This window comes from Kitasatospora sp. NPDC101155 (assembly GCF_044768305.1).
Classification (GTDB): Bacteria; Actinomycetota; Actinomycetes; order Streptomycetales; family Streptomycetaceae; genus Kitasatospora.
This window is the reverse complement of sequence record NZ_JBIWPN010000023.1, coordinates 53,875-72,057: the sequence shown is the minus strand read 5'-3', so window position 1 is coordinate 72,057 and position 18,183 is coordinate 53,875. Positions and strand designations below refer to the sequence as shown.

The window sequence follows — 18,183 nt, the reverse complement described above, 5'->3', positions numbered from 1 at the left end:
GACGCTGATCGGAGCCGGTTGTCCCCGGCCGTGCCGCCGCTCCTCAGAACCGGGCGCTGCGCAGGATCGCCCCGACCTGGTCGGAGATCGCCGCCTCGTTCCGCTCGAACTCCGGCGAGGTGACCTGCGCCTGGTCCGCCGGGAGTCCGGCGAGGACCGGGGTGTGCAGGTGGCCGCCGGGCAGGTCGGGGGCGAGGTCGAGGCGCAGGCGGCTGGAGCGGTAGGCGACCTCGTTGGAGAGGTAGCCTCCGCCGCCTCCGGCGACGGCGCGGGAGCCGGGGGTGGGGCCGTCGGGGCGGGTGACGGGGGTGGTGGCGCCCTCGGGGATCTCGGTGACGGGGGTGTTGAGCAGGACCGGATAGGGCTGCTGGACGGCCGTCATGGCGTCGGTGGGCAGGGTGGTGTGGATGAACTGGGGGCCGTCGGCCAGGCCCGGGGCGTCGACCGGGTGGTCGCGGGTGCCGCCGGAGAGGGCGCCCACGTTGTCGGTGGCCGGGTCGGCGGAGCGGGCGCGGCCGGCCCAGGCCTCCAGGGTGAACTTGCCGGGGTAGCCCTGGCTGATGCTGGTGATCAGGTCGGCTGACTGGGCGCCGGGCACCAGGTGCGGGCCGAACGCGCGTTCCACGATGCCGTCGTCGAAGTCGCCGTAGCGCACCGGCAGGACGACGGCCCGGACCTCGGCGGTGCTGCCGTCGGCGAGGATGATCCGCTGTCCGTGCAGTTGCAGGACGGCCGCGCCGGAGGGGTTGGCGCGGCGCGGTTCGGTGTCCAGGCCGTACGGGTCGAAGCCGCTGACGAAGATCCGCCGGATGCCGGGGTCACTGCTGAAGCCGTCGTCCAGGCCGCGTGAGGCGTCCTCGAAGCGGGCCCGCAGATCGGCGCGGTCGACGTCGAACTTCGGTTGCCAGCGCGCGAGTTGGACGGTCATGGCGAGCCTGGTCCAGTACAGCGGCCGGTCGTCGCGGGCGGGCAGTGCGCCGCCCGGCCGCCGGCCCTGGGCGCGGTCGACGCCGGCCTGCCACAGCGCCCGGCCCCAGGCGTCCACCACCCGCTCGGCGCGGTGGGCGTTCCGGGCGGCGCAGAGCGCGGCCGGGAAGCCGGCGAGCAGCTCGTCGAAGCCGGAGTGCTCGGTGAAGGCGGCGGTCCGGGCGTCCTGGAGGCGGGCCTGTTCGGCGTCCACGGGCGCGGTGGCGACGGATCGGCAGCCGGCCCGTTCGGCGTGGGCGGTGGCCGGGGCCAGCAGGGCCGCGAGTGTCCCGGCGAGGGCGGCGGTCAGGGTGGCGGCACGTCCGACGGTGCGTCCGGCACGGTCGATGGTGTGTCTGGTGGCACGGCGAAGCTGTGTCATGTCCACCGACAATAAGTGCCGGGCTGACGCGCCGTCGAGGAGTTCGCCCGTTTCGACGGCCCCGCCCCGCTGTCCATCCGCCGCTTCCCCGAGCTCGCCCTGGACGTCCCGGTCGGGCAGCTGCGCCACCGGCCCACCATGCGGGCCCGTGGCCTGCTGGAACTCCCGGTGCGGTACTGGCGCGGCACCGGCGGGTACCGGCCCGGCGCTGACCCGGCCTTGACGCGACGGCCGGGAACCGGCTCGATCTCCACAGCGTTGTCGTGGTCGAACAGCGTGTTTCGGACGGTGGTGGAGGAAACCCCATGAGTGTGGCCCTGACGAAGGGCGGCAACGTCTCCCTGGGCAAGCGGGCCCCCGGGCTGCGAGTGGTCCGGGTGGGCCTCGGCTGGACGGCCGGCGGCGGGTACGACCTGGACGCCAGCGCGCTGCTCTGCGGGGCGTCCGGGAAGGTCCTCACGGACCAGCACTTCGTCTTCTTCAACAACCTGCAGAGCCCGGACGGATCGGTCCGCCACCAGGGCGGCGCCGGCGACGGTGACGACCGCGAGCGGATCGAGGTCCGGCTCGCCGACGTCGCCGCCGACGTGGAGAAGATCGTCTTCTCGGTGGCGATCTACGACGCGGCGCAGCGGCGGCAGACCTTCGGGCAGATCCACGGCGCGTACATCCGGCTCAGCGACGCGGACGGCGGCACCGAGGTGGCCCGCTACGACGTGCGGCCGGAGGCGGGCAGCGAGACGGCGATGGTGTTCGGCGAGCTCTACCGGCACGGCGCGGACTGGAAGTTCCGCGCCGTCGGGCAGGGGTACGCCGTGGGCCTCGCGGGCATCGCCACGGACTTCGGCGTCGACGTGCTGCAGCCCGCACCCGCCGCCGCGCCGACGCCCGCCCCGGCTCCCGTGCCCGCCGTGCCCGCCGTGGCGCCCGCCGTTCCGAAGACCCAGCCAGCAACAGGGAGTTCCCCCGTGACGTGTTTCTTCGACCCCTCGCACGGCTACGGCTCGACGGCCGTGCTGTGGCAGCCGCAGTGGGGCGTGCCGCGCCAGGTCGAGGCCTGCGCCGCCTGCGCCCAGCGGGTGCAGACCACCGTCCCGCCGTTCTACACCCCGCCGCAGGCCGGCTACCCGCAGCAGGTCCAGCAGGTCCAGCCCGTGCAGCAGGGCCGCCCGCAGGTGCCCGGCCAGCAGGACCAGGGCCGGCGCTTCGGCACCGGCGCGATGATCGGCGCGGGCGCGGCCGGTCTGGTCGGCGGCATGCTGCTCAACGAGGCGCTGAGCGACGACGAGCCCCACGTGGTCGTCAACAACTACTACGAGGACGATGACGACTCGTTCTTCTAGAGGTCGTTCTTCCGGTCGGCTCCTCCCGTCGCAGGCGCCCTGGCCGTCCTGTCCGTGAGGAGCTGACCCGGTGACACCTGCCGTCGGTGCGGTGCGTTTGAATGGGGCCCTTGCGCCGCTCTGACCGGGGGAGATGTACCGATGACCGCGACCGACGCGACCGACGCGACCGCCGCCACCGATGCTGCGGACGTGGCCGACGGGCCGCACGCCGAGCTGCTGGCCGCCGCCAGGAACCCCACGGCGGCCTGGCTGGAGTCCTGCTTCGGCGAGGGCACGCTGTGGCGGCCCGAGACGCTGCCCGAGGGGCTGGAGTCGGGTGCGGCCCGGGCGTTCCTGGCCGAGGTCGGCATCCCGGCCGTCGAGTTGGACTTCGTCGGCTACGACTCGGCGGACCTGCCCGAGCGCGGCATGTGGGAGGCGGACACCGATGAGCTGTACGCCCGCGACCCCGAGGACGACTCCCCGGCGGGCCTGGCCTACTGCGTCGGCAAGTTCGACGACCGGCACCTGATGGTCGACGCCGAGTGCGGTGTCGTCGAGATCTACAACTCGGACGGTTGGACCACCGGGCAGGGTCACGGCGGCTGGGCGGCCGACTCGCTGCCCGAGGTGATCGGCGCGCTGGGGCTGCTGGCCGGCTTCGAGGAGCGGATCGTCAACGGCGACGCGCAGGTCGCGCTGGACGAATTCGAGGCGCTGGTGGCGCAGTTGGGCCAGGGGCCGGACAAGTCGGACCTCTGGGTGGGGCTGCTGGAGAACCTGCGCGAGGAGTACGAGGAGTTCGACGAGGACTGACCGGTCCCGGTCCCGGTCCCGAACGGCCGCACGACGCAGGCGCGTCGTGCGGCCGTCGGCGTTCCCGGGTGCGCTCGGGTGCCTCAGCCGCCCTGCCGCCGGTACGCCCCGGCCCGGGCGGCGGCCTCGGCGGCGGCCGCGGCGCGGTCGGCGGCGGACTCGTCGAGCGGCTCGGCGGTGGTGAGCATCCGGTAGTAGAGCGGCGCCGAGACGGCCCGGATCACCTCCAACGGGTCGGTGTCCGGCGGGAGTTCGCCGCGTTCGACGGCCTCGGTGACGCACGGTGCCCACTCCTCGACCCGGCGCCGGTAGAACAGCTGCAGGGCCTCGGCCGTCCCCGGGTCGCCGTTCGCCGCCACGAACGCCGCACGGAACAGCGCGCCCTGCCGGTGGTCGGCCAGGGTGCGTTGGACCAGGCGCGCGTTGGCCCGCAGGTCCTCGGCGAGCGTGCCGCTGCGGGTGCGCGGCAGCGACTGCTCGGCCATGTCGGCGAGCAGGTCGGCGACCAGGGCGGTGGTGCTGCCCCAGCGGCGGTAGACGGTGGTGCGGCCGACCTCGGCCCGCTGGGCGATGTCGCCGAGGTCGAGGCCGCCGAAGCCGTGCTCGACCAGGGCGTCCTCGGCGGCCCGCAGGACGGCGGCGCGCACCCGGGCGGTCCGGCCGCCGGGACGGACCGTGCCGGGCGTGGAGGACTCGACGGGGTCGACAGGTTCGGCAGCCATTAACGGGATTCCTGTTCCATTAGGCGGGAGGAGTCTGCTAGCTTCGAAGCATCCTAACGGAATGGGAGTCCCATTAGGGGCTTCGAGGGGAGTGCTGTCATGACAACCGCGAACCCGGCCGACACGAACACGGCCACCACGGAAGCGGCCACCACCAGTGCGGTCGGCACCGGCATGGAGTGGCGCCGGCTCGGCGCGTCCGGACTCAAGGTCCCCGTGCTCAGCCTCGGCACCGGCACCTTCGGCGGCCGCGGCCCGCTGTTCGGCGCCTGGGGCACCACCGACGTCCAGGAGGCCCGCCGCCTGCTCGACATCGCCATCGACGCCGGGATCACCCTCTTCGACACCGCCGACGTCTACTCGGACGGCGCCTCCGAGGAGGTGCTCGGCCAGGCCGTCCGCGGCCGCCGCGACCAGGTGCTGATCTCCACCAAGGCCGGACTGCCGCTCGGCGACGGCCCCCAGGACGCCGGCACCTCCCGCGCTCGGCTCATCCGGTCCGTGGACGACGCGCTGCGCCGCCTCCGCACCGACTACCTGGACCTCTTCCAACTGCACGCCTACGACGCCGGCACTCCGATCGAGGAGGTGCTGGCCGCCCTGGAGGACCTGGTCCGCGCGGGCAAGATCCGCTACACCGGCGTCTCCAACTTCTCCGGCTGGCAGCTGATGAAGTCCCTCGCCCTCGCGGACCGCTACGGTCGCCCCCGCTACGCCGCCCACCAGGTCTACTACTCCCTGGTCGGCCGCGACTACGAATGGGAGCTGATGCCGCTCGCCCGGGAGGAGGGCGTCGGCGCCCTGGTCTGGAGCCCGCTCGGCTGGGGCCGCCTCACCGGCCGGGTCCGCCGCGGACATCCCCTCCCGGCCGGCAGCCGGTTGCACGACACCGCCGACTACGGCCCGCCGGTCGAGGACGAGCTGCTCTACCGGGTGGTCGACGCGCTCGACGGGGTCGCCGCCGAGACCGGGCGCACCGTCCCGCAGGTAGCGATCAACTGGCTGTTGCGCCGCCCGACCGTCTCCTCCGTCATCATCGGCGCCCGCAACGAGGAGCAGCTGCGGCAGAACCTCGGCGCGGTCGGCTGGTCGCTGACGCCGGAGCAGGTCGCCCGGCTGGACGCGGCGAGCGCCCGCACGGCGCCGTACCCGTACTTCCCGTACCGCCGCCAGGCCGCGTTCGCCCGGCTGAATCCGCCGATAGCTGGCTGACCTGCGAAAACTGTATTCGCTGGTTTTCACTGGTCAGCAGCTTTTTTACCCCCCATGTGCCCTGAATGTGCCCTCCGAGGGCGGCTGGAGGACGGGCCATGACGTGCTCTCGGCAGGTGCGGTTCTCACTGAGAGCCCGCGTGTCGAGCTCACCTGTGCGGGTCCATCCCCACGGGATCCGGCCGGCCGCTCGTTGACTTCGGTGAGCGATCTCTCGCGCTACAACGGCCACCGGCGACCGCTTGCACGAGTTCTGGGGGTCACTTCCCGTTTCGCACCAGGTGGGCGGTCTACCCGGCGGCCATCGGCGAGGCTTTCATTCACACGGTCCACTCCGAGTGCGGCAGGTACTGGCACTGATGACGATGACTGGGTGGCAGCGTGCGATGCGTCCTCAGGGCCGGTAAGCGGTTCACGTGCTCGGTGGTTCCTAGTTGAAGAGCGTTTGCGAACGGTCCCCCGGCCCCCAGCCGCCGCAGTCGCCAGTTCTACCGACAGCGCTGGCGTCCCAGCCCCAGCTGTGGGCGGCCCGACGTGCCCAGTACCGCCCGCTGTCGTCTGAGAGACCCGAAGGCCCATGTGTCGACGAGTGCGACGGGGTGAAGGAGGAGATTGTGGCAGCTCTGGCCCGGATGCCGTTGGAGGGCGGGGGCTGCGTCCTGATCGAGGCCCCGGCAGGGCTGGGGGGGCCGGTGAAGGCCGGTCGTGTCGGCGATGCCATCCATGAGCTGCCGGAGAGTCTGCAGGGGGCTCTGCAGCCGGTCACCGAGGCGGCGCGGGCCACCCTCGACCAGCTGCGCAAGGCCTGCCCCGACGAGATCACGGTCGCGTTCGGCGTCGACCTCGCGGTCGAGGCCGGGGCCGTGATCACCAAGGCCGGTGCCACCGGTCATCTGATGGTGACCATGACGTGGAACAGGAATACGGCCGGCCACCCGGGCGCGGGCGAGAGTCCGGGGTGACCGGTGGACATCGCTGGCAAGGGGCCGGACGGCGACCGTGCGCCGGGGCTGCTTTCCGCCGTGGCCCAGGTCCTCGGAGCGGGCGGTGAGGTGGTCGGGGCGGGCTTCCTGGTGGCCGAGGGCCTCCTGGTCACCTGCGCGCACGTGGTCGCCGCCGCCGGAAGCGGGCCCGGTGAGCGGGTGCGGCTGGTATTCCCACACGCGGACGATGCGCCGCGGGTGGAGGGCCGGGCCCTGGACGAGGCCTGGCGTGCCCCGGAAGGCGACGACATCGCCGTCGTGCGCCTGAACAGGACCACTGCGGGTATGGAGCCGTTGCCGTTGGGCGCGGCGGCGGGCTGCCGGGGCCACCGGGTGCGGTCGTTCGGGTTCCCCGCGCAGGCCCCGCCGGGCGGGCACTTCGGCTTCGGGGTGGCCGGTGATCTGCTGCCGCCCGGCGCGGGCAGGGGAGCGCTGCTGCAGTTGACCGATGCCAACGACCTGACCACCGGGTTCAGTGGCGGCCCGGTCCTGGACGAGGTGACCGGCCTGGTCGTCGGCATGGTCACCGAGATCACCGCCCCCGACGCCTTTGAGCGGGGGCAGGGCATCGCCTATGCCACACCGACGCGGACACTGCGGGAGATCCGGCCCGACCTGGCCGAGCGGGACGTGTGCCCCTACCGGGGACTGGAGCCCTTCACCGCGGAGCAGGCTCGGTGGTTCGAGGGCCGCAGGGACGCGGTACGGCAGGTGCTGGCGAACCTGGCCCGGCACAGGCGGCTGACGCTGCTGCTCGGGCCCTCCGGATCGGGCAAGTCGTCCCTGATCCAGGCCGGCGTCCTACCCGCCCTCGCCGCGGGTGAACTACCGGGCAGCGAAAGGTGGTTACCCGTGCTCGCCAGACCGAGGCAGGATCTGGTGGCCGAACTCGAACACGCCGGGCTCCCCGGGGCCTCCACCGACGGGATCGCCACCGCCGTCACCCGCAGACTCGCGGCCGACCCCGGCTACCAGCGCATCATCCTGATCATCGACCAGTTCGAGGAGTTCCTCGCCCAGCCGGCCGACGGCCGACGGCCGGACCGCCGCCTGGCCATCGCGGACCAGCTCACCGCGGCGGTCGACTCGATCGCCCGGCTCCAGGTGATCCTGGTCATGCGCGATGACTTCTACCATCAACTCGCCGCCCTGGCACAAAAGTTGCTGCACGCAGCGATGCCTGGGCTTCTCAACGTGCCGGGCAGCCTGAGCCAGGACGACCTGCGCGACATCATCACCCTGCCCGCCCAGGACGTGGGCGCCCGCTTCCAGCCCGGACTGCCCGAGCAAATCGTCACCGACGTCCTGGCCACCACCCCCGACGGGACCGCCACCCGCCAGGCTCCCGTCACCGTCCTGCCCCTGCTGGAGCTGGCCCTCAGCCAGCTCTGGCAAGGCCGCCAGGACGGCTACCTCACCCACGACGCCTACCGGCGCATCGGCGCGGTCACCGGAAGCCTGACCACCTGGTGCGACACCGCCCTCGACCAGCTAGCCCCCGGCCACCGGTCCATCGCACGGCGGATCCTGACCTCCCTGGTTCGCCCGGCCGACCCGAGCCACCAGATTCCGGCCATCCGGGCACAGGTGCCCCTGCGGGAGCTGCGCGAGCTGGCAGCCGACCCCGACGCCGTTCCGGGCAGCGAGCGAGCTTTCGACGCCGTCCTCGCCGCCCTCACCGGCCATCGGATCATCACCACCTACACGCCCCGCGCGCCCGTAGGATCCGACGCCCCGGCCGGGCAGCCGGTGGCCGAGCTCATCCATGACGCGCTCATCCGCGACTGGGGCACGCTACGCCAGTGGGTCAACCAGGACCATCGCTTCCAGGAGTGGCTCGAACACACCCGGGAACGGCGAGCCCGCTGGGCCGAGCAGAAGGACCCCGGTGACCTGCTCGGCGGGACGGCGCTCGCGGAAGGCCTCGAATGGTCCCGACACCGCCGCCTACCGAGCGGGATCGCCGCCTTCCTCACCGCCAGCAGGCAGCGCCAGCAGGCCGTCATCCGGCGCAGCAGACGCCTCAATGCGATCCTGGCCGGGGTCCTCGTCCTCGCACTCGCCGCTGCGGGATACGCCGTCTGGCAGCAGCGGACGGCCGTCGCCGAACGGCAGACGGCCCTCTCCCGGCAGCTCGCCCTCCAGGCCGGCACCCTCATCAGCACCAACCCCGACCTCGCCTCGCTGCTGGCCGTTCAGGCGTACCGCACCGGCCACACTCCCGAATCCGTCGAGAGCCTGGACAATGCCGCGTCCCTTCCACTGCGGCGACGCCTGTCCGGTCACACCGACTCGGTCTACTCGGTGGCGTTCAGCCCCGACGGCCACACCCTGGCAACCGCCGGCGCCGACGGGACCGTTCGGCTGTGGGACGTGACGACCGGCGCGAACCGCACCACCCTCACCGGCCACACCGGAGAGATCAATTCGGTGGCGTTCAGCCCGGACGGCCACACCCTCGCAACCGCCGGCACGGACAGGACCGTTCGGCTGTGGGACGCGGCCACCGGCACTGTCCGAGCCACCCTCACCGGCCACGCCAACGAGGTCTACGCGGTGGCGTTCAGTCCCGACGGCCGCATCCTCGCAACCGGCAGCCGCGACTACACGGCACGGCTGTGGGACGTGGCCACCGGCACGACCCGCTTGACCCTGACCGGCCACAGTGACGCGGTGGTCTCGGCGGCGTTCAGTCCTGACGGCCGCACCCTGGCAACCGGCAGTGCCGACAACACCGTACTGCTGTGGGACGTAACCACCGGCGCCACCCGCACGCCTCTGACCGGCCACACCGGCGAGGTGTACTCGGTGGCGTTCAGCCCCGACGGGAAGACCCTCGCGTCCGGCAGCGGAGACAAGACCGCGCGGCTGTGGGATGCGGGTACCCGCTCGATGCTGACGGGCCACACCGGACCGGTCTGGTCGGTGGCGTTCAGCCCCGACGGGAAAGCCCTCGCCACCGGCAGTACCGACCGGACCGTGAAACTGTGGGACGTGGCCACCGGCGCAGCCCGCTCAACCCTGACCGGCCACACCGGCGAGGTGTGGTCGGTGGCGTTCAGCCCCGACGGGAAAGCCCTCGCGTCCGGCAGCGGCGACCGGACCGCGAAACTGTGGGATCCGGCCACCGGCGCGGTCCGTGCCACCCTGACCGGCCACACCGACATGGTGATGTCGGTGGCGTTCAGCCCGGACGGGAAGACCCTCGCCACCGCCAGCCGAGACCACACCGTGAAACTGTGGGACGTGGCTACCGGCGCAGCCCGCTCAACCCTGACCGGCCACACCAACACGGTGTTCTCGGTGGCGTTCGGTCCTGACGGTCACACCCTGGCAACCGGCAGCGCGGACCGGACCGTTCGGCTGTGGGACGTGGCCACCGGCAGGAGCCTCAGGACGCTGACCGGCCACACCAGTGCGGTCTGGTCGGTGGCGTTCAGCCCCGACGGGAAAGCCCTCGCCACCGCCAGCGGCGACAACACCGCACGGCTGTGGGACGTGGCCACCGGCAGGAGCCTCACCACCCTGACCGGCCACACCAACACGGTGTTCTCGGCGGCGTTCAGCCCCGACGGGAAGACCCTCGCCACCGCCAGCCGCGACCACACCGTGAAACTGTGGGACGTGGCCACCGGCGCAGCCCGTGCCACCCTGACCGGCCACACCGACATGGTGTTGTCGGCGGCGTTCAGCCCCGATGGAAGAACCATCGCCACCGGTAGTTACGACGACACCGCACGGCTGCGGACCATCGTCCTCCCCCGACCCGCCGCAGCGGTCGAGCGGATCTGCCGGGCCGTCAGTCGAGGTCTGACCCGGGAGGAGCGGGCGGCATACCTGCCGGACCAGGCAGCCGGTCCGGTATGTCCGCCGGGCTGAACCCAGGGGATCGGAGAGCGACCGCCGGTGGCCCCGGGACGTGGACGCCCCCCCCGGGGCCACCGGGTCACTCCCGTACCGAGCGGACGCTCTGCACGCCGGCTCGGAAGGGTCGACCACCCAGGTCGCGAGGAGGGTCTGCAGCTCGAGGACGATTCGGCACATGCCCGCCGTTCGGCCATCTGACATATACCCAACCGCACCCCACCTGAACGGGCGACCGGCTGCGACGCATGTGCTTAGCCCAGACACGGTGCGGATACAGACGGTTGGTCGGGTTCTGGATCGGGCCCGATCTCCAGGGACCAGGTGAAGGGAACGAACAATGCCTCAGCAGCATGTGGTACTGGCCGGAAGCAAGCGGCCGGTCAAGAGCGACGCGAGACGGGTGCAGGACGCCCGCGCCGAGGACAAGGTCAGCGTGACCATCTCCCTGCGGGGGGCGGGGACCAACAAGGACCCCGAGCAGAGGCGGGCGGACGCCGAGACGACGAAGGCCGTCCTCGGACAGCTGGGGCTCGAGACCGCCGACGAGAGCAAGCTCGCCCAGGGCAGCCTCGGCATGAGCGGCACGGTCGCGGCCATGAACAAGGCCTTCCAGACGAATCTGGGGGTCTACCACAGCGACCACCAGGGGGATTTCCGCGGCCGGGAGGGCGAGCTGAAGATCCCGGCCGAGCTCAAGGACATCGTGACCGGTGTCTTCGGTCTGGACCAGCGGCGCGTAGCCCGGCGCGCGGTGTTCCCCGGGTCGGGAGCGCACGGCGCATTCACACCGGCCGACCTGGAGCAGCAGTACAACTTCCCCGACGGCGATGGCAGCGATCAGAAGGTCGGTATCGCCGAGTTCGGCGGCGCCTACCTGGACGCCGATCTCCAGGCCTTCGCCACGAAGCACAACCTGCCGCAGGCGCAGGTCGACGTGGTGTCCCTGGGTTTCACTCCGGCGCGGACCCTGCAGGAGATCCAGCGGCTGCCGCTTCAGGACCAGAAGACGGTGGAAGCGTTCCTCCCCGAAGTGATGATGGACGTGCAGATCGTCGCCGGTCTCTGTCCGGCGGCCCGGATCTCGGTCTACTTCACCACCTGGGACCAGAAGGGGTGGATCGACCTGCTCGACCAGGTCCTCCAGGACCGCCCGGTGACTCTGTCGGTGAGCTACGGGCTGGCCGAGGACGACCCCGACTGGGCGGATGCCGCGGTCACCGAGATCAACAAGCGCCTGTCCGCCGCGGCGGATCTGGGCATCACCGTCTGCGTCTCCTCCGGCGACGACGGGTCGGGCGACCAGGTGATGGACGGGCTCTGCCATGTCAACTTCCCCGCCTCCAGCCCCTTCGTGCTCAGTGTGGGCGGCACGATGATCGACGACAGCGGCGAGCAGTCCTGGTGGGTGTCACCCGGCACCCGCGCCGGAGGGGGAGGCGCAACCGGTGGTGGCGTCAGCGTGAGGTTCGACCCGCCGGACTGGCAGCAGAACGTGTCGGTGGAATCCCGGAACCCGGGCGGCAAGCCGGGACGGGCGGTACCGGATGTCGCCGCGCTGGCCGGCCCGCCGTTCTACGACCTGACACTCTTCGGCCACTCCGCGCCCAACGGTGGCACGAGCGCCTCCACCCCGCTGTGGGCCGCCCTCATCGCGCGGATCAACGCACTACTGCCGGGGAACAAGCAGAATCGCTTCCTCACGCCCCTGTTCTACCAACGCGGCACGAACGGCCGGCCGATGGGCCAAACGGCCCTCCGAGACATCACCACCGGCCACGACAACGCCTCCTTCCCCCAACCGGGGATCGGCTATCCGGCCCAGCAGGGGTACGACGCAGTCACCGGCTGGGGCGTGCCCGACGGAGTCGCACTGCTGAAAGCGCTCGAGTAGCCGTGCTCCCCCCGGGCCGGGGCCACCGCCCCAGGCCACCCCGGCCCGGGCAGACAGGAGGTGGCCGTGCTCAGCGTGGAAGCCTGCCGCGCAGGTGAACGCGCGGCGGCCCGCCGACAGGCCGACAGGCTCATCGGGCGCTGGTGTGGTGTCCCGGTTCAATGAGTTCCCCCCCATGTCCCGTTCTGCTCCGGTGGTAGGCGGAAGCCGAGGCATCGGCCTGGCCGTCGCCCGGAAGCTCGCTGCGGACGGACACCGTGTGGCGGTCACGTCCCGCAGTGGGCAGGCGGTTGAGGGACTCCTGGCGGTGCAGTGCGACGTGACCTCACCGGAGTCGGTTGACCGGGCCTTTGCAGAGGTTGAGGAGCAGCATGGACCGGTGGAGATCCTTGTCGTCAACGCCGGGATCACCCGGGACACCTTGCTGCTGCGGATGGCCGAAGAGGACTTCGATGCGACGCTGCAGACGAACCTAGTGGGTGTCTACCGGGCGGCAAAGCGGGCCTCGCGAGGGATGCTCCGCCGCAAGTACGGCCGACTGGTCTTCATCTCCAGCGCCGTCGCCATGACCGGCGAGCACCACACGATCACGCCTTGGTGCGGCCGGGACGCGTTTCACGTCCCGGCCGCACCAACATCTCAACCTCCGGGCGGCGGCACCCTGGGGCGGGAGTTGACGATGTTGACGACATTGAGGTCCTCGGCTCGGTCGGCGGCGGCCAGCAGGACTTGGGGGACCAGTACATCGTCGACGGCGTTCCTGGTCGACGAATTCGGTGAAATGGGCGCCCATTATCAGACATAAGCGGCACGGCCAAAACCGGCGAGTCCTCGATGATTGCCACGGATCAGCCGAACAGAGGAGAAAGCCGTGCCCGAGCAGTTCATGAGTGCAAAGCAGACGGCAGAGTATCTGAACATGTCTCTTGCCCGGGTCTATCGCGAGGCTCCTCGGTTGGGTCTCTCCGCGTACAAGTTCGGAAGCGGGAGGAACGCGAAGCTTCAGTTCAAGGTGTCGGAGGTGCAGGCGTGGGTGAAGCAGCAGAAGATGCCTGCACGCTGAGCATGGCGTCATCAAGCGCTGAGAGGACCCGCCGACGAGACACTGTTGGTAAATAGCCGCCCTGGCCGTGACGTCGGTCTTCTCCACCTGGTTGTGGGTGTGAAGGCCGACGTAGCGTTTGGGGAGGGTGTCGGTGTCGCTGCGGGAGAGTGGGCTGGGCGAGATCCCGGCGGAGACGGTGCGGGTGGCGCGGGCGGTGTGTCCAGAGGGCACGTTGGCGATGAGGCTGCGCGATGAGTTCGGGGAGGTCCGGTTCGGGCCACATGGCGGCGAGCGTCAGACGAGCCCTGCCGCACTCACCGCGGCCCAGAGGATCTCCGCATGGCAGATGTCACTGTGCGCACCCGAAAACCTCGACTGGTCCGCGTTGATCACCGCGTTGGCGTCCAGCCGGTAGAAGCCTCCCCTGGCGAGGTCGTACCGGCTGCCCTGCCGCTGCAGCGGCCTGGTCACCGCCGTCGCCTGCTGGAAGCCGTCGTGGCCCATGGCACCCCATCGGTAGACCGGGTGGTCAAGGAGGGCGAGGTCTTCGTGCTGGAGCATGCTCGCCATCGGGTACCACTCGCCGAGCGCCCGGTCGGCTGCGGAGAAGGTCGCCAGCAGCGGACCGTCCACCAGGCCGGCGAGCGGGGCGAGTGCCCCGGCCGTGCCCGGTTCGGGGCAGTAGATGATCGCGGACGCGAACGAAAAATGCGAGAACGCCCCCTGAATCAGCACCAGTGACTTGATCGGAGTGTCCTGCGCATCCTGGGCCGGCCCCAGTCCGGCAAGCGAGTGCGCGACGAGCCGGGCCCCGAAGCTGTGGCCCATCAGATGAATCCTGACCCGCGCGTCCTGGCCCAGGCGAAGGAGCAGCGGGCCTAGCCCAGCCTGGCCCACGACACCCGCTCGGTTCTTCATCTCGGCATAGGTGAACAATCGCAGTACATCCAGGGCGCTACCGCATACGTGCTCCGCGAGCTTTTCGATGTCCACACCGATCCGGTCCGGCCTTCCCAACGGTGCGTCCTCGTCGTAGTCGGCCTTCTGGGGGGTCAACAGGGCACCAGCCTCGTTGAAGATGCCTCCGGCACCTGACACCGGCGCTCTGGGATTGTCCACCGCATCGCCGATCACCTGGAGGGTCTGGCACTGATCCGCACCGGGGAAGACGGCGGACAGCTGGGCGGCCAGGGCCGCACCCGAACTCCCGCCGGGTACCGTCCCGGCGGTCGCTCCGTCGTCCTCCGGGAGCACACGGGCCGGCCAGAACACGCCGACCGCCATGGACGTGGCGAGGTGGGGGCCGAGCATGCCCGCAGTAAATCCGGCTTTCGAGTACTCATTGACCGGGAGGCAGCAAGTGGATCGGAAGTTCCCGGCCGCTGTCCGAAAGAACAGGTCTGCGAGGCCGAAACGATGGTATCGGCGCCATTTCCTCTGGACGGTCATTCAAATCATCATCTATCTAGCAGGGTTCCTCGTATTCGCCTGGTCGGTGTATTTCTTCCTCTTCGTCGAAGCGTTAGGCTGGAAGCTCCCAGAATTCCTCAAGAGCGCCGAGACCAGCTGCGCCGAAAACGGCCTCACCTGCGCGCTCACCTCTGGATTCGCGGCACCGCTGCTATCGCTCGCACTGACCTCCGCGATTTTCGTGCTCATCAGAATCCGCCGGGTGACGCAGCACATCATGAAGCTCGCCCGGAAGAGACCGAGTGACCTGGTGGAGACGGCCGGGAAGATCGATCGCGTGGTGGGCCGCAGGGACCTCTGTCAGGTGATCATAAACAACATGCGCGAGCGTCGGATCCGCCGTCCGCACCTGCTCGTGGGCGGTGTGGGCGCAGGGAAGACCGCCGTCCTGGTAGACCTGACGAAGCGCCTGGCCAAGCACGGCGCGGTCCCCGTGCCGATCCGGCTCCGCGACGTTCAGGATCCGAACCGACTGGTTTTCCGTGAACTGGCTTACAAAAGGTTCCTCTCGGAGGTTGAGCCCAGGCTGCTGTCGACTAACGAAGGTGAACGGGTATGGCGGAACCTCTGCCGGGACAGCAAGATCGTCGTGCTCGCGGACGGCCTGGAGGAATGCCTCAGCCGGGACGCCGCCAGCAATCGCGACACCGTCATCCGCCTCGCCATTCACAAAGCCGACGAAATGGCACTGCCGCTGATCATCACCTCCCGGCCGCACGAGTCACTCCAGAGCGCAAGTGCCGTGATCATGGAGCTGGAACCGCTGAGCCAGCAGGCCGCACTGAGCTACGTGAGCAGACCTGGCACCCGCGGTGAGGACCAGCACCGGCTGGGCTGGATCGTGGCGACCGCCGAAGTGGCGGAGGCCCCGATCTACCTCAAGATCACGCATGAGCTTCACGAGAACGGGCTGGACCGCACCGCCGCCGCGTGGTCCGAGAACGCTCTGGACACGCGCTGTGCCGACCGCTCACGGCTCCGGTGGCTCCTGCTCGACACCTGGATGCAGGCAGTACTCGAAGGCCACCTGCACGGGGACGTCTCGCTGGAGCGGACACAGCGAGAGCAGGCCGTAGCGCTGCTCTCAGCATTGGCCTGTGTGGGGCTGAAGATGGACACACTGGATGTCCGCTTCACCGACCTCGTCGGCAAGCCCGGGAGCCCGGACAGGCCATGCGTGAAGCTCCGTAACAGGCTGGAGACCGAGCTCGGGCATCCGCCGTCCCGTCCGGAGCTGCTCTGGGCCGCGTCTTTCGGCGAACGGCTCGACCTCGTCGAGGTGCATCAGAGCGGGGTGCGCTTTCAGCACAGCGTCATGCAGGCCTATCTCGGATCCCGGCTGCTGGAAACGGCTCTCGCGGACCCGGGGTACCTCAACGACGCGCTGTGCGATCCGGCGGACCGGGTGGATCCTGGCAAGGAATTCCTGATCGCGCTCGTACTCTGCTCCCGCGCGGCACCGGACCCCGACGGGCAAGCCAGAAAGCGAGCCAACACGGAGCTCACGAGGCGGCTTCTCCGGCGGGCGGCGACTCCCGATGGCACCAAGGCCATCAAGCTGATCAATGCTTTCGCCGCGGCATTCGAGATCGACAGCGCCAGTGACCAGCCGAGAATCCACGACATCGCGGACCAGCTGAAGAAGAGGTGGAACGACCTCAAGGAGGCGGCGGACCCGCGCAGCCTTGAGGAAGCCAAGCTCCAACTCGTAGTTCGCTTCGGTGAAGCCGCTCGCGCCATTTCCGAGCGCGGCACCCGGGATGACTCCACTGATCTGAACGAAGCGGTTCAGCGCGCATACCGTGCGCTCTTCAAGATCGGCGTGACCGAGAGATGCTATGCGGTGCGCTTCGCAATGGCGCAGCAACTCGGCGCGGGTGGCGCCGATGCGTTCCACGCTCTCCAAGACGACCTCGTTCGGGCGTGGACGTCGCGCGCCGAGGAGGTGGAGAGCCGCGGCCCCGAGGAATGGAGCAGCCTCGTCACGTGCGCCTGGATCACGCCACTCCTGGTCGGCTCCATGCCGGAGTATCCCGCGCCAGGTCAGGGCGACGGACTGTCGCAGCTGAAGCGATGGCTGCGTGGCTGGGGGGACTCTCCCCAGGAGCAGGCCTGTCGGTCGATCTCCTTCGAGATGGCACTCGCGCAGGGCTTCAAGTACGCGGCGAACAGGGGACCGCGCCATCCTCGCGCCCCGAAGTGGGCCCGGGACGTGCTGTCCGAGACCGCGGCTGGGATGCTCAAGGGGGCCCGTTTCTGGTTCTCGCAGCTCACGCTCGTTCAAGCCCTCGTGCTCTACACCTTGTCCGAAACCGGAGGAAGACCGCCTCGCCGCGGTCACGGATCACATCCCAAGCAGACCGTCCGCCACTGGCTTGAACTCGCGGCGACGGGAGCCGCAGTCGAGCGCCCCGAACACCTCCATCCGTTCGTGTGTCAGACCGGCAGACTGGCCGTGCGGGCCCTCATCAAAGCCGAACCAGAGCGATTCCTCTGGATCGACGAAGCGGGCGTCGTCGCCCATGTCGGGTCGCGCGCGACCGCCCCGGCCGAGGACCGCAAGCTGTGGATTCCGCCGTCCACCGGCTGGGTCGTGCTCGACCACAGAGCTCAGCGGCTGGTCGCCGACGTCTTCGTCCTGCTCAATCTGGCCGAACGCGGGGGCGGGATGAGCGACCGTGAGGGGCACCTCGCCCAGACGGCCACCGTCGGTGTGCCGCCATGCCTTACGGAGAGCCGCGATCCGCTCCGTCTCGACCTGACGGTCGGCACCGGGACAGCCCCGGTGGCCGGATCGACCTGCAAGGACGGCTGCCCGTTCGAGCTCTGCCCCTACCCTCCGAGGGGCGGGGACTCCGTCCGGGCCGAGCTCAGCGAGGCGTTCTGCCACCGGCAGCAGCTGCTCACGCTGGGGGTTCTTCGTGCCTGGCCGAAGCGTCACCTCAGGCCGTCTGGAGGGCGATGGCTACCCGGGCGAGCACCACGATCCGCCCGAAATAGGAGCAGGGCGGTCACCGTCGATGACTGCTGCGACACTGCATCGGATCAGCACCACGATCCAATCACCAAACTTTCGGCACCAGCACGCCCACCCGGAGACGGTCGACTCGGTGCTCCGGAAGCTACTGCGGAAGCCCGGGTTCACCTGGAGCGAGCATGGCGCGGAACTGCTGCGCCGGCGCAAACCCCTGGTACTACGAGCAGGAGCTCCGCCCTGGCGTTTCCGTGATCGGCGAGCGCCTCACCGAGCTTGCTGCGGGCGGCCGACGGCGAAGCTTCACGAGAGTGCGACGCGCCTGAGGTAGGCGCCGGCAGTCAGTAACGCCCGCCCCATGTACGGGATCGCCCTCTCGGTCAAATCGGTGATCGCCTGGTCGACAGGACGCTGAGGAACGGTCGGACCCGCTCATCTCGATTCAACGGCAATGCATCCAACCTGGTGCGAGATGTCGGCGGTGCCTGGTATTAACTGTGTGCATCCTTCACATAAACCACCTGGTCGGC

At 70.2% G+C, this 18,183-nt stretch carries 12 protein-coding genes and 1 pseudogene; 10 read left to right on the top strand and 3 right to left on the bottom strand.

From position 1 onward, the window contains the following. Positions 1–43: 43 nt before the first annotated feature. The gene (locus tag ACIRYZ_RS28855) at positions 44–1,477 is read right to left on the bottom strand and encodes a pyroglutamyl peptidase (RefSeq protein ID WP_402949594.1); all 1,434 of its coding nucleotides are present in this window, start codon (positions 1,475–1,477) and stop codon (positions 44–46) included. Between ACIRYZ_RS28855 and ACIRYZ_RS28850 the strand changes: the two are divergent. The 3 genes and pseudogenes from ACIRYZ_RS28850 to ACIRYZ_RS28840 all read left to right on the top strand — a co-directional run. Continuing rightward, positions 1,424–1,657: pseudogene (locus tag ACIRYZ_RS28850) on the top strand (hypothetical protein); the annotation flags it as partial. The gene ACIRYZ_RS28855 and the pseudogene ACIRYZ_RS28850 sit on opposite strands and share 54 nt — an antisense overlap. After that, positions 1,654–2,691 carry a TerD family protein gene (locus ACIRYZ_RS28845; RefSeq protein WP_402949592.1) on the top strand — a complete coding sequence of 346 codons (1,038 nt, stop codon included), beginning with the start codon at positions 1,654–1,656 and terminating at the stop codon, positions 2,689–2,691. The pseudogene ACIRYZ_RS28850 and the gene ACIRYZ_RS28845, both read left to right, overlap by 4 nt. Positions 2,692–2,832: 141 nt before the next feature. Next, positions 2,833–3,489 carry a hypothetical protein gene (locus tag ACIRYZ_RS28840; protein WP_402949589.1) on the top strand — a complete coding sequence of 219 codons (657 nt, stop codon included), beginning with the start codon at positions 2,833–2,835 and terminating at the stop codon, positions 3,487–3,489. Between the two features lie 83 nt (positions 3,490–3,572). On the opposite strand, the gene ACIRYZ_RS28835 is transcribed toward ACIRYZ_RS28840, so the two are convergent. Then, complete coding sequence (locus tag ACIRYZ_RS28835) at positions 3,573–4,211, bottom strand: TetR/AcrR family transcriptional regulator (protein ID WP_402949586.1); 639 nt, start codon at positions 4,209–4,211, stop codon at positions 3,573–3,575. A gap of 174 nt (positions 4,212–4,385) precedes the next feature. On the opposite strand from ACIRYZ_RS28835, the gene ACIRYZ_RS28830 reads away from it, so the two are divergent. From ACIRYZ_RS28830 to ACIRYZ_RS28805, 6 genes are all read left to right on the top strand, one after another. After that, positions 4,386–5,423, top strand: coding sequence for an aldo/keto reductase (locus tag ACIRYZ_RS28830; protein WP_402949712.1), 1,038 nt, complete (start codon positions 4,386–4,388; stop codon positions 5,421–5,423). A gap of 614 nt (positions 5,424–6,037) precedes the next feature. Then, positions 6,038–6,385: a CU044_2847 family protein gene (locus ACIRYZ_RS28825; RefSeq protein ID WP_402949583.1), complete on the top strand. Its 348-nt coding sequence runs from the start codon at positions 6,038–6,040 to the stop codon at positions 6,383–6,385. A 3-nt stretch (positions 6,386–6,388) separates the two neighbouring features. Continuing rightward, positions 6,389–10,285 (top strand): trypsin-like peptidase domain-containing protein, encoded by a 3,897-nt coding sequence (locus tag ACIRYZ_RS28820; protein ID WP_402949581.1) that lies wholly within the window; start codon positions 6,389–6,391, stop codon positions 10,283–10,285. A gap of 325 nt (positions 10,286–10,610) precedes the next feature. Beyond that, a complete protein-coding gene (locus ACIRYZ_RS28815) occupies positions 10,611–12,164 on the top strand; it encodes a protease pro-enzyme activation domain-containing protein (protein WP_402949578.1) in 1,554 nt (517 codons plus the stop codon). A 175-nt stretch (positions 12,165–12,339) separates the two neighbouring features. Next, positions 12,340–12,969: an SDR family NAD(P)-dependent oxidoreductase gene (locus ACIRYZ_RS28810; RefSeq protein ID WP_402949575.1), complete on the top strand. Its 630-nt coding sequence runs from the start codon at positions 12,340–12,342 to the stop codon at positions 12,967–12,969. A 66-nt stretch (positions 12,970–13,035) separates the two neighbouring features. Further along, positions 13,036–13,227 (top strand): helix-turn-helix transcriptional regulator, encoded by a 192-nt coding sequence (locus ACIRYZ_RS28805; RefSeq protein WP_402949572.1) that lies wholly within the window; start codon positions 13,036–13,038, stop codon positions 13,225–13,227. Positions 13,228–13,503: 276 nt separating this feature from the next. Here the strand turns inward: ACIRYZ_RS28805 and ACIRYZ_RS28800 are convergent, their stop codons facing one another. Then, positions 13,504–14,493: a hypothetical protein gene (locus tag ACIRYZ_RS28800; protein ID WP_402949570.1), complete on the bottom strand. Its 990-nt coding sequence runs from the start codon at positions 14,491–14,493 to the stop codon at positions 13,504–13,506. 76 nt (positions 14,494–14,569) lie between these two features. Between ACIRYZ_RS28800 and ACIRYZ_RS28795 the strand changes: the two genes are divergently transcribed. Then, positions 14,570–17,908, top strand: a complete 3,339-nt coding sequence (locus ACIRYZ_RS28795) for a hypothetical protein (RefSeq protein ID WP_402949567.1) — start codon at positions 14,570–14,572, stop codon at positions 17,906–17,908. Positions 17,909–18,183: the final 275 nt, after the last annotated feature.